Origin of the sequence: Pseudomonas sp. BIGb0164 (assembly GCF_024810135.1) — a bacterium.
GTDB lineage: Bacteria > Pseudomonadota > Gammaproteobacteria > Pseudomonadales > Pseudomonadaceae > Aquipseudomonas.
Genome location: NZ_JANUEA010000007.1, coordinates 1 through 22170 on the forward strand (window position 1 = coordinate 1; position 22170 = coordinate 22170).

At 64.8% G+C, this 22170-nt stretch carries 20 protein-coding genes; 3 read left to right on the forward strand and 17 right to left on the reverse strand.

Translation table 11 applies throughout. The features are described 5' to 3' along the window. Positions 1-135 precede the first annotated feature (135 nt). The 12 genes from gspD to M2394_RS18795 form a co-directional block, all read right to left on the reverse strand. Entirely contained in the window at positions 136-2259 is a 2124-nt protein-coding gene (gene gspD, locus M2394_RS18740; RefSeq protein WP_259173493.1) for a type II secretion system secretin GspD, read from the reverse strand. 5 nt (positions 2260-2264) lie between these two features. Continuing rightward, entirely contained in the window at positions 2265-2783 is a 519-nt protein-coding gene (locus tag M2394_RS18745) for a general secretion pathway protein GspN (protein ID WP_178925263.1), read from the reverse strand. Further along, entirely contained in the window at positions 2780-3382 is a 603-nt protein-coding gene (gene gspM / locus M2394_RS18750) for a type II secretion system protein GspM (protein WP_178925261.1), read from the reverse strand. Before gspM ends, M2394_RS18745 begins: the two co-directional genes overlap by 4 nt. Beyond that, complete coding sequence (locus M2394_RS18755) at positions 3357-4349, reverse strand: PilN domain-containing protein (RefSeq protein WP_259173494.1); 993 nt, start codon at positions 4347-4349, stop codon at positions 3357-3359. Before M2394_RS18755 ends, gspM begins: the two co-directional genes overlap by 26 nt. Then, positions 4346-5047 (reverse strand): general secretion pathway protein GspK, encoded by a 702-nt coding sequence (locus M2394_RS18760; RefSeq protein ID WP_259173495.1) that lies wholly within the window; start codon positions 5045-5047, stop codon positions 4346-4348. Before M2394_RS18760 ends, M2394_RS18755 begins: the two co-directional genes overlap by 4 nt. Then, positions 5044-5625 (reverse strand): prepilin-type N-terminal cleavage/methylation domain-containing protein, encoded by a 582-nt coding sequence (locus tag M2394_RS18765; protein ID WP_259173496.1) that lies wholly within the window; start codon positions 5623-5625, stop codon positions 5044-5046. The genes M2394_RS18760 and M2394_RS18765 overlap by 4 nt, the downstream gene beginning before the upstream one ends. Further along, positions 5622-5954: a type II secretion system protein gene (locus tag M2394_RS18770; protein ID WP_259173497.1), complete on the reverse strand. Its 333-nt coding sequence runs from the start codon at positions 5952-5954 to the stop codon at positions 5622-5624. The genes M2394_RS18765 and M2394_RS18770 overlap by 4 nt, the downstream gene beginning before the upstream one ends. Continuing rightward, positions 5951-6376, reverse strand: coding sequence for a Tfp pilus assembly protein FimT/FimU (locus tag M2394_RS18775; protein ID WP_259173498.1), 426 nt, complete (start codon positions 6374-6376; stop codon positions 5951-5953). Before M2394_RS18775 ends, M2394_RS18770 begins: the two co-directional genes overlap by 4 nt. A gap of 7 nt (positions 6377-6383) precedes the next feature. Further along, positions 6384-6773, reverse strand: a complete 390-nt coding sequence (gene gspG, locus M2394_RS18780; RefSeq protein ID WP_178925249.1) for a type II secretion system major pseudopilin GspG — start codon at positions 6771-6773, stop codon at positions 6384-6386. 13 nt (positions 6774-6786) lie between these two features. Further along, positions 6787-7980 (reverse strand): type II secretion system inner membrane protein GspF, encoded by a 1194-nt coding sequence (gene gspF, locus M2394_RS18785; protein ID WP_259173499.1) that lies wholly within the window; start codon positions 7978-7980, stop codon positions 6787-6789. Next, positions 7977-9674, reverse strand: coding sequence for a type II secretion system ATPase GspE (gspE, locus tag M2394_RS18790; RefSeq protein WP_259173500.1), 1698 nt, complete (start codon positions 9672-9674; stop codon positions 7977-7979). The genes gspF and gspE overlap by 4 nt, the downstream gene beginning before the upstream one ends. A 304-nt stretch (positions 9675-9978) precedes the next feature. Next, positions 9979-11019, reverse strand: a complete 1041-nt coding sequence (locus tag M2394_RS18795; protein ID WP_259173501.1) for a LacI family DNA-binding transcriptional regulator — start codon at positions 11017-11019, stop codon at positions 9979-9981. A 206-nt stretch (positions 11020-11225) separates the two neighbouring features. On the opposite strand from M2394_RS18795, the gene M2394_RS18800 reads away from it, so the two are divergent. From M2394_RS18800 to M2394_RS18810, 3 genes are read left to right on the forward strand one after another with little or no spacing between them, the layout of a single operon-like run. Continuing rightward, entirely contained in the window at positions 11226-13421 is a 2196-nt protein-coding gene (locus M2394_RS18800; protein WP_259173502.1) for a TonB-dependent receptor, read from the forward strand. Between the two features lie 2 nt (positions 13422-13423). Then, positions 13424-14755: an LLM class flavin-dependent oxidoreductase gene (locus M2394_RS18805; RefSeq protein ID WP_259173503.1), complete on the forward strand. Its 1332-nt coding sequence runs from the start codon at positions 13424-13426 to the stop codon at positions 14753-14755. Continuing rightward, positions 14752-15684, forward strand: a complete 933-nt coding sequence (locus tag M2394_RS18810) for a sulfonate ABC transporter substrate-binding protein (RefSeq protein ID WP_259173504.1) — start codon at positions 14752-14754, stop codon at positions 15682-15684. Before M2394_RS18805 ends, M2394_RS18810 begins: the two co-directional genes overlap by 4 nt. Before the next feature lie 20 nt (positions 15685-15704). Here the strand turns inward: M2394_RS18810 and fecE are convergent, their stop codons facing one another. From fecE to M2394_RS18835, 5 genes are all read right to left on the reverse strand, one after another. Next, complete coding sequence (gene fecE / locus M2394_RS18815; protein ID WP_259173505.1) at positions 15705-16496, reverse strand: Fe(3+) dicitrate ABC transporter ATP-binding protein FecE; 792 nt, start codon at positions 16494-16496, stop codon at positions 15705-15707. A gap of 4 nt (positions 16497-16500) precedes the next feature. Continuing rightward, the gene (locus tag M2394_RS18820; RefSeq protein WP_259173506.1) at positions 16501-17469 is read right to left on the reverse strand and encodes an iron chelate uptake ABC transporter family permease subunit; all 969 of its coding nucleotides are present in this window, start codon (positions 17467-17469) and stop codon (positions 16501-16503) included. Next, positions 17466-18455, reverse strand: a complete 990-nt coding sequence (gene fecC, locus M2394_RS18825; protein WP_178925231.1) for an iron-dicitrate ABC transporter permease FecC — start codon at positions 18453-18455, stop codon at positions 17466-17468. Before fecC ends, M2394_RS18820 begins: the two co-directional genes overlap by 4 nt. A gap of 2 nt (positions 18456-18457) precedes the next feature. After that, positions 18458-19378 carry a Fe(3+) dicitrate ABC transporter substrate-binding protein gene (locus M2394_RS18830; protein WP_259173507.1) on the reverse strand — a complete coding sequence of 307 codons (921 nt, stop codon included), beginning with the start codon at positions 19376-19378 and terminating at the stop codon, positions 18458-18460. 239 nt (positions 19379-19617) lie between these two features. Further along, positions 19618-22008 carry a TonB-dependent receptor gene (locus M2394_RS18835; protein WP_259173508.1) on the reverse strand — a complete coding sequence of 797 codons (2391 nt, stop codon included), beginning with the start codon at positions 22006-22008 and terminating at the stop codon, positions 19618-19620. Between the last annotated feature and the right edge of the window lie 162 nt (positions 22009-22170).

A 22170-nucleotide genomic window follows, 5' to 3' on the forward strand; every position in this document is an offset into this window, starting at 1 on the left:
ACACCGAGCCTAGGCGAGGTGCCGAGTGTTGGGGCAAGAGCCTTTTGGTTACTTTTGGGCTCTTTCCAAAAGTGACCCGCCGTAAGGGCGGAACCAATATCAGTCATCACCCAAATAACGGATATGCCCCCCGATCTACCGGTCCAAAGAGGGCCGCAACAACCGCATCTGCTCCCGATAATCATCCGTCACCTGCCGCGCCTGCCCACTGTTGGTCACCACCCGAGGCGTAATCAACACAATCAACTCCGTGCGCGCCTTGGACTTGCTGGTACTCCCAAACAACCAGCGCAACCCCGGGATCTTCCCCAAATAGGGCACCGCACTCACCCCCTCGGCGTTGTCCTGCTTGATCAACCCCCCCAGCAACACCGTCTGCCCACTCTGCACCGCCACCTGGGTCGACACCGAGCGCGTCGAGATCCGCGGGTTCACCGGCGTATCGCTGTTAGCCGCCGTATCCTGCGCATCGCTGACCTGCTGCTGAATGTCCATGTACACCAACCCACCCGGGTTGATCCGTGGCACCACGTCCAGGATCACCCCCGTCTGCACATACTCCACACTGCTCAACGTGGTGTCCGACACACCGGTATTCACAGTGGTCTGGCTGATGGGAATGTTGTCCCCCACCTGGATCTGCGCCGGCTGGTTGTTCATCACCACCAGCGACGGCGCCGACAGCACCTGGGTGCGCCCGTTCTTTTCCAGGGCATGCAGCGCCACTTGCAGGTTGGAGCTGACAAACGAATAGAACAACGAGTCCGTCGCCCCCAACCCTGCCCCGCCACCGCCCAGTGCGCCCTGGCTGCCGGAGGCGTTGGCCACCGTGGTGCTGGCCGAATTACCCGCCAGGCGCCCCAGGTACCACTGCACGCCCAGGTCCAGTTCGCCGCTCAGTTTCACCTCCAGGATGCGCGTCTCGATCTGCACCTGCAGTGGCGGGTTGTCGAGCCGTTTGATTGCCGCTTCGATCTCCTTCCATTGCGCCGGGCGTGTGCGCACCAGCAGTTGATTGCTGCTCTGTTGTGCGGTGATCCGTGTGCCGGCTTCAAGGTCGCTGCTGGGGGCGACGGTCTTTTCTTCGGGCGCAGGTTCCGGCTCATCTGGCACTGGGGGTGTGTTCTGCAAGCCACCCATGCCGGGCGAGGCCAGGGTGGTGGTGCGCAACCCCGGCGCCACCTTGGCCGGCGTGTCGTCCTTGATCGCACCGGTGCCGTAGATCTGCCGCAGGTACTTGGCCAGGTCGGCGGCTTTCATGTTGCGCACGTCGTAGACATACATCTGCGGCTCGTTGCCGCCGCCTTCGTCGATGGTGCGAATCCAATCCCCCACTTCGCTCAGGTACTGCGGCTGGGACGAAATTGCTACCACCGAGTTAGTGCGTTCGATCGGCAGGAACCGCAACATGCCCGCCAAGGGCATGCCGCTGTCGGGGCCGAACAGGTGTTGCAGCTCAGGCATCAACTCGGCCACCGACGCGCGTTGCAGGCCAAACACGCCCACCGACATGCCTTTGAGCCAGTCCACGTCAAAGGTGTCGATGGTGTCCTGGTAGTTGGCCAGTTCATCCGGCGTACCGGCCAGGCTCAGCACATTGCGCGCAGGGTCCACCAGCAGGAATGCATTCTCGCGGGCGAAAGGCTTGAGCAGTTTTTGCATCTCGGTGGCCGAGATATAGCGCAGCGGGAACAACCGTGCCGAGAGCCCGCTGGGCGGCTGGGCCACGCGCATCTGCGGCACCAGTTTGCCGGCCACGGCCTCGTTGGCCGGCAGGATCACGTAGCGCGAACCCTGGCGGATCATGGCGTTGTCGGTCCAGGACAGCAGGGTCTCGAGGATCGACAGCGCCTGCTGCTTGCTCACCGGCTTGGAGGTGGAAAAACTCACGCTGCCCTTCACGCCCTGGGCGATGCTGTAGTTCTCGTGCAGCAGGTCGCCCATCACGCTGTTGATCACGGCTTCAATGGGCTGGTCGGCAAAGTTGAACACGATGTCGCCGCCCTCCTCCTGTGCGCTCGGTGCCGCACCGGGTGCACGCACGAACTGTTGGCTGCCGCGAATCAGTTGGCGCTGCGGTGGCGTTTTTATCGACGGCTGCGGGCTTTCGGCCGCCGACTGCTCGAGCGGCGGGCGTTGTGTGCCGGTGCCCTGCAGGGCTTCGTGCATCAGGTCCTCATCCGGGTCGGCGCGGTCTGGAAAGGAGCCGCAGCCGCCCAAGGCAAGAGCGGTGGCCAGGCAAAACGTTGAGGTGCGCATATCAATCAAGGGAGAGGCTCGCGGGGCAAAGTCATCGGGGGGCGGCTGGACGGCGGTGGCAAACGCTTGGCGTAGAGGCTCAAGGTCTGGGTGCGGCCGTCCAGGCTGAATCGGGCGTATTGCGGGGTGAGGTGTTCCAGGCGCCAGCCGTTGGGCAGCGTCTGGCCCAGGCGCACCGTGAGGGGCGCGCCACTGGCCGGTTTGAGCATCGCCATCTGCAGGTTGCCGGTGATCATGATCCCGCTGAGGGTGAGGTTGGCCAGGCTCGACACCTGGGCCTTGCCCACTACACGGTCGGGGCTGCGATCAGGGCTGAACAGCGGGGTTTGCCAAGTGGCGGCCAGGTCTTGCAGCGCGATACTCGGGGCTGTTTGCACACGGCTCGAAGGCTGGGCCGGGGCGCTGGGTTCCGGCAGCCACTGCGGCTCGTCGCCGATGCTGCTGAGGATTACCGCCATCAACACACCCAGCAACCCGGCCAGGCCGAGCAGGCCCCATTCCAGGGGCCGCAGTACGCTCGTCATGGCGTCACCCGCGCCGGTTGCAGGTAACCGCGCACCAGCAGGTGCACCACCAGTTGCCCCGCACCGCCACTGGCCGGGGCCTGCTGGCTGCGGCGGATACGCAACTCATCGACGAACAGAAACGGTGGCTGGTATTCGAGTTCATGCAACAGCGCCTCCAAGGGTTCGATGGCGCAGTTCAGCGTAAGGCTGACCTTGACCTGGCGGTACGGCTCGCCGTCATCCTGCTCCGGGGTGATGGGTTTGCGCTGGGTCAGGCGACAGCCGCCGCCGAGGTCGGCATAGCTGTTGATCAGGTCGGCGAGGCGTTGCATCAGGTCGGCGGCGACCACGTCGGGATCGTCCCCCGGCAACAGGCTGGTGCTGCTGGCCGGGTCCTCGCGCGCCTGCTGCAATTGCGCGCGCAGCGCATCGCCCTGGCGCAGCACGCCGGCATAGCGTTGCTGCTGCTCGCGCAGCTGATCGGCGCGCTCGCCCATCTCGCGCAATGGCCCGGCGAACCAACTGTCGATCAACAGCCAGTAGGCGGCGCCCACCACGAGCGCCAGGATCAGCAACGCCGAACCACGACGTTCACGGGGTGTGAGGGGTCGGCGCATCGGCCACCTCCTGGCGCAGGTGGGCGCGCAAGGCAAACTGGTCCTTGCCGGTGCGCGCATCCGGTTGAATCACCCCTTCAAACTGGGCGTTTTCCAGGCGATGGCAGCCTTTGATCCGGGTGATCAGGCCGCTGGCCTTGGCGCTTTGCCCAGAGAACGAGACTTCTCCGTCTTTCACGTCCAACTGGTCGATCCAGGTGTCGGCCGGCAAGCAAGTGGTCAGGTCATTGAGCAGCGCGGCCAGCGGGGGCTGCGCCAGTTTGCGGCGGGTGAGGTACTGCGCCGCGCCACGGGTGTTGAGCAGTTGCTGGCGCAGGGCGTGCACCTCGGCGACCTGGGCTTTCTGTTGCTGGACGCTGGCCTGCATGACGTCGAGCACGCGCTGGCGATCGTTGAGCCACAGCAGCATCGCCGCGATCAGCAAGGCCCCGCACAGCCACGGCAGGCTGCGCTGCAAGCCCTTGCCCGGTGGGTGCTGGCGCGGTCGCAACGGCGCGGGCAGCAAGTCGACACCGAGGTCGCCCACTTCCACGCGGTGGGGCTGCAGGCCAAGGGCAGTGCAGTCAGCAAGAATCTGGTCGAGGTGCTCGCGCAGGATCGCCACCAGCCGCACCTCCAGGTGGGCGGGTGCGCGGCGCAGCGGCTGCGCGACGAAGTACAGTTGGTCGGCGTTGAACGGGGTGTAGCGGTCCAGCTCATAGCCCACCACGGCGGTGAGGTTGCGCGCCGCCGCCAGGGGCAACTGCACGGTTTGCAGCAACACGGCGTCGGTGGCCAACACCAGCACCTGGCGCGTGTTGCCCGGCGCAACCGGCTCGCTCAACGGCCAGTGATGACGTTGCTCGGGCGGCTCGTGAAGGGCCAGCCAGCCCGGCACACAGCCGCGCAATTCAGCCAGCCAGAGGCGCCAGCCCTGTTGCAACAGGCTGCCGCGCCAATGTCGGGCGATGGGTTCCAGTCGATTCATTCTTGCCACCGCACTACCCGATAGGGTTGTGCGCTGTCCTCCGATGGGCTCAATAAAACGGTGGCTTGCACGCGCGCCTGATACCCGCCCGGGCGCTCGGCGCGGCTGTCGACCTGCAGCACCAGGCCAGGGTCGGCGCCCTCGGCCTTCTGTTGCGGCAGGTTGAGAGCCTTGCGCATCAGCGGGCTGGCAAAAGCCGCGTCGGGGCGATCCAGGTCGCTCCACAAGGTGATTTCAGGCAGCAGTTGGCTGTAGAGCACTTGCGTCATGCCCGGCAGCTGGCGCACTTCTTCCAGTACGCGGAACGGCGCCAGGCCCCTGCTGCGGCGGGTTTCTAGGGCCTTGGCCAACGCGCTCGCCTGGGCCTGGCTGGCCCCGCACGCCAGGGCCAGGCGCATGAAGTCATCCGCCTCGGCGTTGACCAGGTACAACTTGCCGCGCTCGCTGCGCAGGCTGACGTGCAGGTGGGCGTCGTCGAACGTCAGGCCGATCTCACGGCCATCGGCCACCCGGCGCGGGTCAGTCATGGCCAGGGCGATGCCGGCTTCGGCGGCCAGGACGGTCTGGGTATGTTGACGAAACCACAGGGCCTGGCGGCTTTCCAGTTGCACCCAACCCACCAGCCCGCCCAGCAACACACTGAGCAACGCCAGCACCCACAGCACCAGCAGCAGGGCCGCACCGCGCTGACGCTTCATTCTCCCGCCGCCCCGCTGGCCAGGTCCAAGCGCAGGGCAATCACTTGGGTCACCCAGGGCACCGGCCCGTTGAGCTGGGCCGCGATGCGCACCGCGTAGGGCAAGCGCCTGGGCCACGGCCACGCATCGAGCCAGCCGGTGGCCTGGCCCAACGGGGAGACGCCGCGATAACTCATTTGCAGGCTGTCGAGGTCATGCAGCAACACCTGGGGTTCGCGGCCAGGAAACGCCACCTGCAACGTCTGCTCGACCCGTTGCAGGGTGAAGCGCTGAATCCCGCCACCCAGTACCCCAGGCAAGGTCGAGACAAACTGCACATGCTCGGGCGCACCAACAAAAAAACCTTCCGTTACAGCCGCCTCGTCCACCCCACTCAACGGCAGCGCTTCGCCGATTGCCGTGCGCAGGAACTGCTGGGCGGCGCGCACTTCGTCCAGGCTCATCGTGTAACGCTGGGCCTTGGACACCGCACGATTAGCCCCCAGCAATGCCCCACCCACCAGCACCAGCAACACGGCGAGCAGACTGAGCACCACCAGGATCTCCAGCAGCGTGAAGCCTTGCTCGCGGCGCTTCACAGGCGCGCCTTCAAGGTGCTGAAACGGGCCTGGTGCGGGCCCTCACTGAGGCTCAGGTCGAGGCGAAACACCTGGGGTTGCTGGCGGGTGCAGTTCAGTTGCCAGTGAATGCCATCCAGCTCACCCTGGCGCACGCCGACACTCAACGGCCCCGCCGCCTCCTGATCGAAAATCGACAGCGCGGCGTGCGTGAGCCGATCACTGTGGGCCACCTGGGAGAGCGAGCGCGCGCTCTGCCCGAACGCCACCAGCAACACGCTGCTGCACACCGCCATCAGCGTCAGTGCGGCGAGCATTTCCAGCAGGGTGAAACCGGCCTGGCGCTTCATGGCAGGGCCTTTGACTGCACGCTGCCGGTGAGCCAGCCGATGTCGATGCGCCAACGCCGGGTGCCGCTGGCCAGCAGGAGGTTGCCCCCGGTGGAGCTGCCGTCGGGGTAGAACTCGACAGCCGGCCCCACCTGCTCGGCCGTGTGCAAGGTCACCTTTAATGGCTCGGGCCATTGCTGCCGCGCACGTCCCGGTGCCTGGAACGTCCTGGCGGGCAGGTCAAACTCGGTGCGCGCCGCCTGGCCGCCGATAATTGCTCCGGCCCGGGTGGCACGCAACGCTTCCACCATCTGCCCGACGGCTCGGCGCTCCTTGGCGACCTGCAGTCCCTGACGCACACCCAGGCCGAGCAAGCTGGCGGCGAGGCTGATCAACAGGATGACCACCAGCATCTCCAACAAGGTAAAGCCGCGCTGGGCCATGGCCCGGTTATTCCCAGTTGCCCAGGTCGGCGTCGTAGCCTTCGCCACCGGGTTGACCGTCGCGGCCGTAGAAGATCAGGTCGAAAGGCCCGTGTTCACCCGGGAAGCGATAGCCGAAGGCGTGCCCGAAGGGGTCCTTGAGGTCCGAAGGCTTAGCGTAGCCACCGGGCTTGTCCACCAGCTGTTGCAGGGTGCCGGGCGGCGAGCCGACGTCCAGCGCATAGCTGTCGATCTTCATGCTCAGGCTGGCGAGCTGGGCCTTGCCGGCACCGTACTTGCCCTTGTCCACATTGCCGCCGACCTGGCGCACCACAATGGTCGCGACGATGCCCAACAGCACGATCACCGCGAGCATTTCGAGCAAGGTAAAACCGCCTTGGCGGCGTGAAGTCTTCATGGGGTCTGCTCCTTCATAAATGGCTGGTGAGGCTCATCAGCGGCAGCATGATCGCGAGCATGATCACCGCCACCAGCACGGCCATGACCACGGTCAGCGACGGCACCAGGGCAGCGAGCAGGCGGTCGATGCCGCGCTTGGCTTCGACGTCGAAAATGTCAGCGACCTTGAGCAGCATGCTGTCCAGTTCCCCGGCCTGTTCGCCGACGTCAATCATTTGCAGGGCGAGGTCGGGCAACAGGGGTTGAGTGCCAAAGGCCGCACCCAGGGTGCCACCGCCCTTGACCGACTCGGCCGCGACCGCGACTTGCGCCTGCAACGCACGGTTGCTGCAGACTTGCCGGGCAATCACCAGGGCTTGCAGCAACGCCACCCCGTTGCTCAGCAGGGTGCCGAGGGTGCGCGCCAACCGGGCGGCTTCGACCCGTTGCAACAGCGGGCCAATCAGGCGCACACCGAGCAGGCGCCGGTCGAACGCTTCCCGGTGCCGGGGATCGCGCAGGCGAGCGGCGAGCCCCCAGGCAATCACCAGCAACCCGGCCAGCACCGCCCAGCCATAGCGGCTGAGGAACTCGCCGAGCGCAAGGATCGCCTCGGTGATCAGGGGAATCGGCACGCCGAGGTCCTCGAAAATCGGCACGAACTGCGGCACCACATACGCCAGCAACAGCGCCAGGGACCCCAGCACGCCGACCACCAGAAAGGCCGGGTAGATCAGCGCATTGATGACCTCGCCGCGCAGCAACTGGCTGCGTTCCAGGTAGTCGCTGAGCTGGCGCAAGGTGCCTTCCAGCGCACCACCGGCTTCACCGGCGCGCACCATGCTCACGTACAGCGGCGAGAAGCCGCCCTCCGCCTCCAGTGCCGCAGACAACGGCTGGCCGGCCTTGACCTGATCGCGGATGCGCTCGACCAATGCTCGCACTTGAGACTGGCCGGGTTGTTTGAGCAGCAGGCCCAGCGAGCGCTCAAGGGGCTGGCCGGCGCCCAGCAGCGTCGCCAATTGCTGGGTGAAACTCACCAGGGCGGCACCCTTCAACTGCCCGCGCGTGGCGTTCGACCTGAGGCCGCCCGCCGACTCGATCTGTAGCAACAGCAGGCCGCGTTTGTGCAAGAGGGCAACAGCGGCAGTCTGGTCCTTGGCTTCAAGCGTGCCGTTGTGAGCGGCCCCTTGGCTATCCAGGGCACGGAACTTGAACAGGCTCACGCGCCCTCTCCCCGGGTGACGCGCAACACTTCTTCCAGTGACGTGACGCCCGCCAGCGCCTGGCGCAAACCTTCTTCATGCAAGGTGCGCAAACCGGCGCGACGTGCAGCCTGCTCCAGGGTGGCGGCGTCGGCATGACGCATCAGCAGGCTGCGCAATTCGTCGTTCATCACCAACAATTCGGTGAGGGCGCTGCGGCCTTCATAACGGCCCCGGTAAAGCAGGATCGGGCGGGTGTCGGTCAGGCGGTCCAGGCCGTGTTCTGCGATCAGTTCCGGGGGCGCTTCGAACGCCGTGCGCGTGGCCGGGTCCAGGCGTCGCACCAGGCGTTGCGCGAGGATGCCGCTGACGGTCGATGCGATCAGGTAGCTTTCCACACCCATGTCGAGCAGGCGGGTAATGCTGGCGGCGGCGCTGTTGGTGTGCAGGGTGGAGAGCACAAGGTGGCCGGTGAGGGACGACTGGATGGCGATGCGGCAGGTTTCCAGGTCGCGGATTTCGCCGATCATGATCACGTCCGGGTCCTGGCGCACGATGGAGCGCAACGCCCCGGCGAAATCCAGGCCGATGGCGGGCTTGACCTGGATCTGGTTGATGCCTTCGAGCTGGTATTCCACCGGGTCTTCCACGGTGATGATCTTGCGCTCGGCGGTGTTGAGCCGCGACAACGCGGTGTACAGCGTGGTGGTCTTGCCCGAGCCGGTGGGGCCGGTCACCAGCAGGATGCCGTGGGGCCGTTCCAGCAAGTCGAGGAAGGCCGCCAGGCGCTGGCCGTCGAAACCCAGGTGCTGGAAATCGAACTGCACGGTCTGGCGATCAAGCAGGCGCATCACCACCGACTCGCCAAAACTGGTGGGCACGGTGGACACCCGCAGGTCCAGCGCCTTGCCCTGGATGCGCAGCATGATGCGCCCGTCCTGGGGCAGCCGGCGTTCGGCAATGTCCAAGCGCGCCATGATCTTCACCCGCGAGATCACCGCCGCCGACGAGCTGGCCGGTGGCGCCTCCGCCTCATGCAGCACGCCGTCGATGCGGTAGCGCACCTTGAGCTGGTTTTCGAAGGGTTCGATGTGGATGTCTGAGGCGCGTTGTTCCACGGCGCGCTGGAGGATCAGGTTGACCAGGCGAATCACCGGGGCTTCGGAGGCCATGTCCTTGAGGTGTTCGATGTCTTCCAGCGCACCGCTGCGCTCATCGAGGTTCTCAATCAGGGTGCCCATGGCCGAACGGCCCTGGCCGTAATAGCGTTCGATCAGCGTGTCGACTTCGGTGCGCGGGCCGACGGCCAGCCACACCGGCACCTGGCAGGCGTAGGCCAACGCCTGGAAGGCATAATGCTGCGCCGGGTGAGCGGCCAGTACGTGCAGGCCGGCTGCACTCCAGCCCATGGGCACCACTTGGTAGTGGCGCATGAAGCGTTCGGTGAGTGGGGGCAATGGGTCGAGCAGCGGGGGCGCGGTATCCGCCAACAACAGCGGCGCGTCCAGCAGGTGGGCCCAGGCGCTGGCTAGTTCGATCTCGGACACCAGGCCCAGGCGTGTCAGCAGGCCCAGCAGGTCGCTGGCGTCTGTGGACAGGCGCTGGGCACGCTCCAGGTCGACGGTTTTCAACCCGGCGTGCTGCCTCAGCCACGCGCACACTTGATCGGTGTGCGGTATCTGCAGGTGGCAGGCATCGATAAGGGCTGACGACATAATGTTGGTTGTCTGGTTGCGAGAAAGTATGGCTATTTGGAACTACTGATAAGTGCCATTAGTTAGCCACGCCCGGAGACAAAGTTGGCCGGGTTAATCGACTGGAAGTTGCAACGCTAGTTCCTGAGATGGGGAAACAAACTGAAATGAATGGCCATCATCTGTCCCGGATTTCCCTGACAGCCCTGGCGCAGGCCTTGTGGTTGTTGGGCTTGGGCTGTGCTGCGGGAGACCTGACGCCTCAACTTTTCCTGACACACCGCGGCGCGGGGCAAGCCCGCTCACTACAGGTCGGGTTAGTTGATTAAGCGCTCTCGCGTTCTATCAAATGGCAGGCTAATAGATTCAAGCGCTTAACTTGGTCATCACAGGGCAAAACACCCAAACTTTCAAGTACGCGCGTGGCCGCTAATACGCCGATCTCCAGGGCTGGCGGTTTGATTGTGCTCAGGCTCGGCAGCAACATTTCGGCGAACGGGTAATCACCGAAACCCAGCACGGCGCAGTCGTGCGGGATCTTGAGCCCGGCACGCTGCCCGGCAAGCAAGCCACCTGCGGCGAGGTTGTCATTGGCGAAGAAGATCGCGTCAGGCGGGTTGGCGTGGCCCATCAGCACGTCCATTGCCTGCTTGCCCGCCTCGAAGGGCGCGCGATCGGCGTCCGGGGCGAACACCCAGGGCTGCATATCGAGTTCAACCAGGGTGGCGGTAAACCCATCGCGCCGCTCCAACGCGCTGAAGTCGCCCGCCGCACTGTTCTGGACAAACGCAATACGCCGGTAGCCCTTGCCGTGCAGGTAGCGCGCCGCCGTGACGCCCACCTGGTAATGGGAAAAACCGATCTGCAAGGGCTCGCGCTCGGGCACGTAGTCCCAGGTTTCGACCACCGGGATATCCGCGTCGGCGATCATTTTTTCGGTGCCCGCGCTGTGGAATCGGCTGGTGAGCACCAGCGCTGCGGGCGACCAGCCGAGGAAGGCACGCACCGCGCTTTCTTCCTGTTCGGCGCTGAAGTAGCTCGACGCCAACAGCAGTTGGTAACCGTGGCGGCTGAGGGTGTCGCTGAAGCCCTGGATGGTATTGGCAAAGATCGGCCCCGAGATGTTCGGGATCACCATCGCCACGATCCGCCCACGCGCCGACGCCAAGCCGCCCGCGACCAGGTTGGGCACATAGCCCAGCTCGGCCACCACCTCGGCAATCCGCTCACGCCGCTCGGGCGACACTTGCTCCGGCTGGTTGAAATAACGCGACACCGTGATCGCCGACACGCCCGCCTGACGCGCCACGGTGTTTAAGGTGACACGCCCGACGCCACGGCGTTTGCGCGGTTTTTCTTCGCTCAAGGGACGATCCTGTTAAAAACCAAAAAGAATATAGGACTAATTTTTTAGTATTTGACGCTCTAAATCAGACCCACCACTATGCCGATGTTAGCGCTAACAAAGCGTTCTGTCTGCTACTCGCTCAAGCGAATGCCAAAGACACATTTACAGGCGTTGTCGTCGCAGAACGGCAACGGTTCAGGGCATTTTTTTCGAGCGGGCACACCATGCACAACTTCCAATACGCCAGAGCACACCTGCTGGTCCTGGCCGGGCTGACCGCCCTGCCCGTCTCCGGCGCCTTCGCGGCCGATGAGCCGGAGCCGACCCTCAAACCCGTGACGGTCACCGCCACCCGCCGTGAAGAGTCACTGCAAAAAGTGCCCGTGGCGGTTTCGGTACTCGACGGCGAACAGCTAGAGCGCGACAACCGCAACGGCGTGGCAAGCATCGCGCAGCAGGTGCCGTCGCTGAACTTTCGCACGGGGGCGTCCAACAAGGACACCTCGTTGTTCGTGCGCGGCGTGGGCACCATCTCCACCTCCCCTGGCGTTGAGCCGACCGTGGCCACGGTGATCGACGGCGTGGTCTACGCCCGCCCCGGCCAGGCGACGCTTGACCTGCTGGACCTGGAGCGCATCGAAGTGCTGCGCGGCCCCCAAGGCACGCTGTTCGGCAAGAACGCCTCGGCCGGTGTGCTGAACATCACCAGCAAGGCCCCGACTGCCGAGACCCACGGCTACATCGACCAGTCCTACTACAGCGGCAATGAAAGCCGCACTCGGTTCGGCATCGGCGGCAGCCTGGTGCCGGACGTGCTCAAAGGCTCGATCAGCACGCTGTTCGGCAGCTACGACGGTAACGTGGATAACCATCACAACGGCCAGGAGGTCAACGGCTATAACCACAAGGGTATTCGCGGCAAGCTGGAGTTCACCCCCAACGACGACGTGAAACTGACCCTGATCGCCGACTACATGCAGTCCCACGACGACGCGCCGAATGGGGTGGTGAGCAAGTCCCTGTCACCTGCGTTTACCAACGCCTTGAGCCCGGTGCGCGCCACCGGTGACAACCGCGACATCAACACCGACACCCGCACGTACGTCGACGACACCAACAAGGGCGTGTCGGCGCAACTGGACTGGAACCTGGGTGACTACACCCTGACCTCGATCACCGCCTGGCGGGGTTGGGACAACACCCAGTACCAGGACGGCGACCGCCTCGGCACCGTGACCGCTGCGTTCCCCGGCACCGCCGACAAAGGCCAACTGGCCTTCAACCAATACTCCCAGGAGCTGCGCCTGGCCTCGCCCAAGGGTGAGTTCCTGGAATACGTCGGCGGCCTGTACTACATGCATGGCAAGGACGAAGAAACCTACCAACGCACACTCACCACCACCACACGCACCGACCGTGGCATCGCCGACTACAGCACCACCAACGACAGCTACGCGGTGTTCGGCGAGACCACGCTGAACTTCACCTCGCGCTTTCGCGGGATCGCCGGCCTGCGCTACACCCATGACGACCTCAAATACGATCACCGCCGCGTCTCGACCTCGGCCACCACGGTCAGCGGGATTCAACCGGCCACCTCCAGCTCGGGCTCGGTGGATGAAGACGGTTGGTCCGGCCGCCTCGGTGTGCAGTACGACCTCACCGACAGCATCACCAGCTACCTGACGTACTCGCGTGGCTACAAAGGCCCGGCGTACAACGTGTTCTTCAACATGCAGCCGCGTGACACCGACGCGCTCAAGCCGGAAACCTCCAACACCTGGGAGGCCGGGATCAAGGCCACCGCCTGGAACAACCGCCTGACCACCAACCTCGCGGTGTTCCACAGCGATTACGACAACTATCAAGCCAACTTTTTCGACACCGTCGCCGGCCAGGTGGTGACCCGCCTGATCAATGCCGGCAGCGTCAGCACCGAAGGTGTCGAGTTGGACTACGCGTTGCAAGCCACCCAACAACTCAAGCTGTCTGGCGCCCTGGCCTACACCCGTGCGCGCATCGACGAGTTCGCCTGCCCAGCGGGTGCCGCGGCCACCTGCAACGTGAACGGCAAGCCGCTGCCGTACAGCCCCGACTGGAAAAGCTACGTGCGCGCCGACTACACGATCCCGCTGGATAACGGCCTGGATATCGAACTGGGCACCGACTACAGCTGGCAGAGCGAAGTGCAGTACGACATCAGCCAGAACGTCGACACCAAGCAGGGCGCCTACGGCATCTGGAACGCCAGCGTGGCCCTGGCCGACTACAGCAACGGATGGCGTGTCGCGCTGCTGGCGAAGAACCTCGCCGACAAATCCTATTCCCCGCTGCTGGCCAGCGGCGGCAACTACATCTACCGCGCCGTGCCCCGTGACGATGAGCGTTACTTCGGCGTGCAACTGCGCAAGGATTTCTAAGCATGAGCCGTCAGCTGAAACTCGGCGCTTTCCTCATGGCCACCGGGCACCACGTGGCCGCCTGGCGCCACGCCGATGTGCCGGCGAACGCCGGGCTGGATTTCAAGCACTACACGCACCTGGCGCGGGTGGCCGAAGCGGCCAGGTTCGATACGCTGTTCGTGGCCGACAGCATTGCGGCGGCCACCGGCGAAATCGCCAGCCATATGGCGCGCTCGGATCATTTTGAGCCGCTGACCTTGCTCTCGGCGCTCAGTGCGGTGACGGAGCACATCGGCCTGATCGCCACCGCCACTACCAGCTACAACGAGCCCTACCACGTGGCGCGTAAATTCGCCTCGCTGGAACACCTGTCCGGTGGGCGTGCGGGCTGGAACCTGGTGACCTCGGACAACGCCGCCGAGGCGCAGAATTTCGGCCGCGATGAACACCTGGGCCACGCCGAGCGCTACAGCCGCGCGCGGGAATTTCATCAGGTGGTGACCGGGCTGTGGGACAGCTGGGAAGACGACGCCTTTGTGCGCGACAAGGCCAGCGGCACCTACTACGACCCGGCGAAACGGCATGTGCTGGAGCATGTCGGCGAACATTTTCGCGTCAAGGGCCCGCTTAACGTGGCGCGCTCGCCCCAGGGCCAGCCGGTGATCGTGCAGGCGGGCTCGTCCGAGGCGGGCCGCGAACTGGCGGCGCAGACGGCCGAGGTGGTGTTTACCGCACAGACGTCGCTGGCGAATGCCCAGACGTTTTATGCGGACCTCAAGGGTCGCCTCCAGCGATACGCACGTGAACCCGATTCGCTGAAAATCATGCCCGGCGTGTTTGTGGTGGTCGGGCCGACCGAGGCCGAGGCACAGGCCAAGTTCGAAGCGTTCCAGGACCTGGTCGAGCCCGAGGTGGGTGTCGCCTTGTTGGGGCGCATGCTGGGTAACTTCGACCTGTCGGGCTACCCGCTGGACGGGCCATTGCCGGAGCTGCCCTTGACCGACAGCGGGCAGCGCAGCCGCCAGCAGTTGCTCAGTGACCTGGCCAACCGCGAGCAGCTGACGCTGGCGCAGTTGGGGCGGCGAATTGCCGGTGGTCGCGGGCACTACAGCCTGATCGGCACGCCTGCGCAGATCGCCGACGAGCTGCAACACTGGTTCGAACAGGGCGCCGCCGATGGTTTCAATATCCTGGTACCGCACCTGCCCGGTGGGCTGGAGGACTTCGCCCAGTGGGTGGTGCCCGAACTGCAACGGCGCGGGCTGTTCCGCACTGAATACAGCGGCACGACCTTGCGTGAAAACCTCGGTTTGGCGCGCCCCGAAAACCGCTTCAAAAAGGACGATGCATGAAAATTCCGGCGCTGTTACTCGCCCTGTTGGCCGTTACGCACACCGCACTGGCGGCCGACCCCGCCACCCTGCGCATCGGCTACCAGAAAGGCTCTATCGCCCTGGTGCTGGCCAAGGAACACGGGCTGCTGGAAAAGCGCTTCCCCCATACGCAGGTCAAATGGGTCGAGTTCCCCGCCGGCCCGCAGATGCTGGAAGCACTCAATGTCGGCGCGCTGGACGTGGGTTCCACCGGGGATATCCCGCCCTTGTTCGCCCAGGCCGCAGGCGCCGACCTGGTCTACATCGGCGCCGAGCCGCCCAAGCCCAGCGCGGAAACCATCCTGGTGCGCAACGACAGCCCGCTGCATTCGGTGGCCGACTTGAAGGGCAAGAAGGTTGCGTTCCAGAAAGGCTCCAGCTCCCACAACCTGATCCTGCGCGCCCTGAACAAAGCCGGGCTGAGCTACAAGGAGATTCAGCCGGTGTACCTGCCACCTGCCGATGCGCGCGCGGCGTTCGAGCAAGGCAGCGTGGATGCCTGGGCGATCTGGGAACCCTACTCGTCCCTGGCGTTGAGCCAGAGCCCCAGCCACGTGCTGGCCAATGGCGAAGGGTTGGGGTTGTCGGGCCCGGTGTACACCGCGCGGCGCGACTATGCGCAGGCCAACGGTGCGTTTGTACAGGACCTGCTGGGTGAACTGACGGCGGCTGAAGCGCTGACCCGCAGCCAGCGCGAAGACAGCTTGAGCGTGCTGACCCGCTTTATGGGGCTGCCTGCCGAGGTGATTGCGCGCTACATGGATAACCGCCCGCCGTCGCCGATCTTGCCGATTGACGAGAAGATCATCCAGGCGCAGCAGGCGACGGCGGATTTGTTTTACCAGAACCGCTTGCTGCCTAGAGCCATTGACGTCAGCAAGGCCGTATGGAGATCTGAATCCCACTGAGCTCCCACTTTTGAACCGAGTCAGACGTGATTACGGGTGCTTTTCTCGACAATGCACATGGGGGTGCCAGACACCGGCTCATTGATGACCTGCACCTGCACATCAAACACCTGGCGCATCAACTCGGCACTGATCACTGCCCCCGGCGCACCGTCCGCCACCAACTTGCCGCTGCGCATCACCGCCAAGTGATCGGCATAACGGCAGGCCTGGTTGATGTCGTGCAACACCGTGATCACCGTCTTGCCCTCGGCGGCCAACTCCCCCATCAAGTCCAACAGCTCTACCTGATGACTGATATCGAGGTAGGTGGTGGGTTCATCCAGCAACACCACCGGCGCGTTCTGCGCCAGCACCATGGCCAACCAGGCACGTTGGCGCTGGCCACCGGAGAGGTCCGCCAGCGCGCGGTCGGCCAAAACCTCCAGTTCCAGGCGCTGCATGGCGCGCGAAACATGGGATTGATCGCTACCGCTCAAACGCCCCCACAATGAGTTATGCGGGCTGCGGCCGTAGGCGACCAGCTGGCGCACGCTGACCCCTTCGGGCACCGGCAGCACTTGCGGCAAAAAGGCGATCTGCTGCGCCAACTGACGGGAGGACAGGCTGGCGTAGGCCTGGCCGTCCAGGCTCAGTTCGCCCGCGCTCGGTTTGAGGATGCGTGCGAACGTCTTGAGCAAAGTGGACTTGCCACAGCCATTGGGGCCGATCAGCGCGGTGACTTTTCCGGCCGGCGGCGTGAACGACAGACCTTGCACAATGCGGGTGTCGCCGTAGCCGATATCGAGCTGTCGTGCTTGAAGAATACTCATGGGATCAGCCCTTGAACCGTGCCAGCAACCAAAGAAAATACGGCGCGCCAATCACCGCCGTGAGCACCCCGGCGGGGATTTCACTGGGCGCGATCAACGTGCGCCCCAGCGTGTCGGCCAGCACCAGCAGCAGCGCGCCGATCAGCATCGCGGCGGGCAACAGCCATTGGTGATGCCCGCCCACCAGGCGCCGCGCCATATGCGGCGCGACCAGGCCGATAAAGCCGATCGGCCCGATCACGCCGACGCCGAGGCTGGTGAGCAGCACCGCGCACGTCATCGCCAGCCAGCGCGTACGGCGTAACGCCGTGCCCAGGCTGTGGGCCGCTTCATCGCCCAGGGCGATCAGGTTCAGCGGCTTGGCCAGGCACAGGCCCAACGGGATCAGCAGCAGGAACGGCAGTACCAGCGCCACATGGTGCCAGTTGCGGCTCCACAGGCTGCCGGTGAGTGCGAGCAAGGCGGTGTTGATGTCCAGCGGATGGGACAGGATCAGAAATTCGGTGACGCTGGACAAGGTCACCGCAATCGCCACCCCGGACAGCGCAAAACGCACGCCGGAAAAACTCACGCCGGTGTTGTACAGCGCCAACAGCAACGCGCCACCGGCACCGCCCAGGCACGCCACCAGCGGCAGCCAGGCAATTGGCAAATGCGGCCAACTGATGATCGCCACGGTCAGCGCGAGCCCTGCGCCCTGGGTCACGCCGAGGATTTCCGGCGAGGCCAGCGGGTTGCGGATCACGCCCTGCACAATCGCCCCGGCTAGGCCGAAGGCGGCACCGGCGAGGATCGCAATGAGGCTGCGCGGCAGGCGGTGGTTCCACACTTCGAAGTCGAGGGCATCGTGGGCCAATAGGCGCTCCAGCACGGTGGAGGGCTTGAGCCACAAGGTGCCGGCGCTGAGGCTGATAAAGGTCGCCAGCAACAACAAGGCGAGCAGCACCCACAGGCGCAATCGTGGGCGGGTCATAGGGCGCGCCTGGCAAGAAACAGGAAGAACGGTGCACCAATCAGCGCAGTGACCACGCCGGCCGGGGTTTCCACCGGGAACGCCACCGCGCGGCTGAGCAGGTCGGCGCCCAGTACGATCACCGCGCCCAAGGCGGCACTCAGGGGGATCAGCCAGCGGTAGTCGTTGCCCAGGAACTGGCGAAGGATGTTCGGTGCAATCAACCCGACAAAGCCGATAGGCCCCACCGCGCAGACACTCGCGCCCACCAGCAACAGGCTGGCGACAAACACCTGCAGGCGCAGGCTGGTGATGCCGACGCCCAGGGAGCGGGCGGCGTCTTCGCCGAGGTTGATCAGGTTCAAGCGCGGCGCGCACCACAGCGCCCACAGGCCGCCGATCAGGGTGCACGGCCACAGCAGTTGAACTTGCGCGGCGCCCACATTGGCCAGGGAACCGGCCAGCCAGTTGAGCACGCTTTGCGCCTGGGCCTCGACCAGGATCACCGTGAGGCGGGTCAATGCCGCGCACAACGCGGCGACGGCGACGCCGGCCAATACCAGCCGCCCTTGCGCCGTGGCCGGCGACCAGGCACCGCCCAGGCTGAACACGGTGATCCAGGCCAGCGCACCGCCCACGCAGGTCATCAACAGCGCGCCACCGGCAAACGGCAGCGCCACCAACCCGGTGGAAAACAACGCCAAGCCGAGCGCCGCGCCGGCCGTCACGCCAAACAGCGATGGCGAGGCCAGGCGGTTGCGGGTAATGCCTTGCATCAAGGCGCCGGCCAGGCCCAGGCAGGCGCCGACCAACGCTGCGCACACCGCGCGCGGCACGCGCAGCTGCGCAACGATGTAGGCCATGTTGCCGCCCACGCTGCCCTGGTGCACCAGGCCATTCCAGGCATCTGCCGGGGTGATCACGAACGGCGACCAGCTGTACAGCGAGTACCAGAACAACAGGGCCCCCAGCAGCCCAATGCCGAGGGCGGCGAGACTGCGCTGCACGGCTATTGGCTCAGTACGGCGTTGCCGCCCTTGAGAATCGCCAGCGCATCTTCAGCGATCTGCTCCGAGGCCAGCACACCACGGTTGCGCGCCCAGCTGTCGCCGTCCACTTCGGCTACGTGCTTGTTGCGAACCGCGCCGAGCACTTGCCACAACGGCTGTTTGCTCCAGGTATCAACGATGCTGGGACGGCGGTAATGGCCGACCAGCAGCCAGCCCGGGTCCAGTGCAAGCAGTTGTTCCAGGCTGACAAACTCGGTGGGCGCGGCGTTGACACGGACCGACGGCACTTTCAGGCCGATGGCTTGCAGCACGCTGCCGGCGTAGGAGTCCGGGCCGTGCACGGAGAAGCTGTCTTCACGGGCAACGCCGAACAACACGCTGGCGCCGGCGGGAATCTGCTGGGCGACTGCCTTGAGGTGTGCACGGTTCTGCTGGATTCGCGCTTCCATCTGCGGGCGCTTGCCCAGGGCCTTGCCGATCAGTTCGGCGGACTTGAGGCTGCCCTCGTAATCTTCCCCGCGTGACGGCAGCAACAGGGTGGGCGCGATGCTCGACAGGTCGCTGTACAACGCCTGGTGGCGGTTGAGGTCGGCGACGATCAGGTCCGGCTTGAGCCGGGCAATTTCCTCGATGCTCGGTTGCGAGCGCAAGCCCACGGACTTCCATTGGCCGATGGCCTGGCGCACACGGGGCAGCACCCGGTTGGCATCGCCATCATCGGCGGCGCCTACCGGAGTCACGTCAACGGCGGCGAGGCTGTCGAGAAAGGAGAACTCCAGCACCACCACACGCTTGGGAGCATCGGGCAGATGCACGGTGTGCTGGCCGTCATTGAGGTCGATGGGGGCAGCGCTGAGTACGCTGGAAGACAACGCCAGGAGGCAGGCGGCAAGGGTCGGAATGGAGCGCAACAGTCGCATGGCAAGTACCTCGGCGTTAAAACACCCCGGCTAGACGGGCCGGGGAAAACGGCGGGTACTATTCCATATCGTGGCGGCGCAATCAAAAAACATTCTCATTAAAGTCATGAAATTCACCTTGGCACCATCGATCAACTGTGGGAGCGGGCTTGCTCGCGAAAGCGGTGTGTCAGTCACACAAAGAGTTGTCTGAACTACCGCCTTCGCGAGCAAGCCCGCTCCCACATTTTGTCCTGCGGTTAGAAGTCGACCGTGGCGGAAAGCAGGTAGGTGCGCGGGGTGGACAAGGTGAGCCCCGGTTCGCTGTCATCCGAGGCACCGGCCGAACTCCAGTAGCGTTTATCGGCGACGTTCTCCACGTTCGCGCGCAGGGTCACGTGTTTGTCGTCGACGTTGAAGGCGTAGCGCGCCCCCACGTCGAGGCGGTTCCAGGCGTCGATTTCCTTGACGTTGGACTGGTCCAGGTATTGTGAACTGGAGTAGATGCCACGGCTGGTCAGGGTCAGGCCTTGCAGGCCCGGTACATCCCACTCCGCGCCGAGGTTGACGTTGTATTTGGGCGTGGCCGGGGCGCGATTGTCGTCCCAGGTGCCGTTGGTGGTGTCCTTGAGTTTGCTGTCGATGTACATCACACCGCCGAGCAAGCGCACGCCCTTGAGCGGCTCGCCGAACACGCTCAGTTCCGCCCCGGTGTTCTGGCGCTTGCCATTCGGGCCAAACACCCGCGAGGTGGCGTTGGTTTCATAGGCCGGCTGCTTGATGCGGAACACGGCGGCGGTCACGGCGAAGGCGCCGGCGTCGTACTTGGCGCCCACTTCCACTTGGCGGCTGATAAACGGCGGGAAGATCTGGTCTTCGTTGATCGAGGTGGACGGCGCGATCTTGCCCTGGCTCAAGCCTTCCATGTAGTTGGCGTACAGCGACAGTTTATCGGTGGCCTTGAACAGCAGCCCGCCCGACGGCGAGACTTTTTCTTCGTCGTAGGCGGTGTCGCCCTTGATGCCATCGCTCCAGTCATCCACCTTGACCCGCTGCCAGCGGGCACCAAGGGTCAACAGCAGACGGTCATCGAAAAAGCCCAGGGTGTCGGACAAGGCCACGCCACTGAATTTGTTCTCGGTGTAGACCTTGGCGTCCTGACGCGTCGCCGTGGACGGTGTCGGGGTTTGCACGGGGTTGTAGAGGTTGCTCGGCGCGGCGGCATAACGTGCACCACCGTTGGTGAAATCCATGTCGAAGTAGCTGGCCGCCAGGTTGACCTCGTGGCTGACCGGCCCGGTGTGGAACCAGTTGCGTACCCCGGCCGTGTAGGTGCGCACGTTTTCATCGCGGGTGAAGTCGCGCGGCAGCACGCTGAAATCACCGGCCGCGTTGGTGACGGAGACCGCATGGCGCAGGAAGTCGTGGTTGCTTTTGCGTAAGCCGACACCGCCGTACAGCATCACGTCATCGCTCACATCATATTCAGCGTTGAACGTACCAAAGGTGTCCTTGGTGCGCGCCTTGCTCCAGGCTTGCGCATAGTTGCGGCGCACGTCGTTGGCGCTGGGCACCGGAGCGGCAGCCGCGACCTGGACACGCTCCTGGGGGGCGTCGGTGTTGCGTTCGGTGTGACCGATATCGGTGGAAAGGCGCAGGCGCTCGCCACGGAAATCCAGGCCCAATACGGCCATTTCGCGGTCGACGCTCTGGTGGTCCCAGTCGGTATCGCCAGCCTGTTTCACGCCGTTGAAGCGAATACCGAACTTATTGTCTTCACCAAAGCGCCGGCCCACGTCCACCGCCCCACCCGCCTGGCTTTCGGAGGCCCAGGTGCCGGTGAACGAGTTGATGTCTTTGTCGGTGGCACGCTTGGGCACCACGTTGATCCCGCCGCCCACGCTGCCCCGTGGCGAGATGCCGTTGATCAACTGGCTGGGGCCTTTGAGGATGTCGACACGGTCGGCCATTTCCATGTCGATGGTGTAGGTGGGCAGCACGCCGTAGAGACCGTTGTAGGCCACGTCACTGTTGAACAGGCTGAAGCCGCGAATGGTGAACTGCTCGTAACGCCCACCGGCCGGGTTGGTGGCGCGCACCGACGGGTCGGCGGCGATCAGGTCGCCCAGGGTGCGGGCCTGCTGGTTCTTCACCGCCTCGGCGGTGTAGGTGGTGATGCTGAACGGGGTCTCCATGAAGTCCCGCGTACCGAGCATGCCCTGCGCAGTGCGGCGTGCCACCTGGCCGCCGGCGTAGGTGTCGCCGTCGTACAGGCCGGTGGTGCCGAGGATCGCAGTCGGCGCCAGTTCCAACGTACTGCCGTCCGGTATCGGCACCAGCATGTAGGCCTGTTCACCCATCGGCTGCAGTTGCAGGCCGGAGCCTTGCAGCAAGCGGGCAAAGCCCTCCTCCACACCGAACTCGCCCGACAGCCCGCCGCTGGTGCGCCCGCTGACCAATGCAGGGTCTACCGACAGGTTGACCCCCGCCAAACCAGCAAAACGGGTGAGCGCCGCGCTCAGGCTGCCGGCCGGCACCTGGTAGCTGCGGCGGGTGGTGGTGTCTTCGGCATAGCTGACGGCGGCGAAGAACGGGCTGGCGCTGAGGCTCAGCAGCAGGCTCAACTTGAGCAAGGGACGGACAACGGGCATTGGAGGAAGCTCTCGATTTTGTTCACTTACCTGGAATGACCGGTGACGGCAAAAAAAGGGACAGGCTTGTTCAATTATTTTATCAACGCCTCCTCCGAAATCTGGGTGGCCCCCCGAGCCTCTATACGCCACCCCGAAATCTATGAACCACCCAAAACCTGT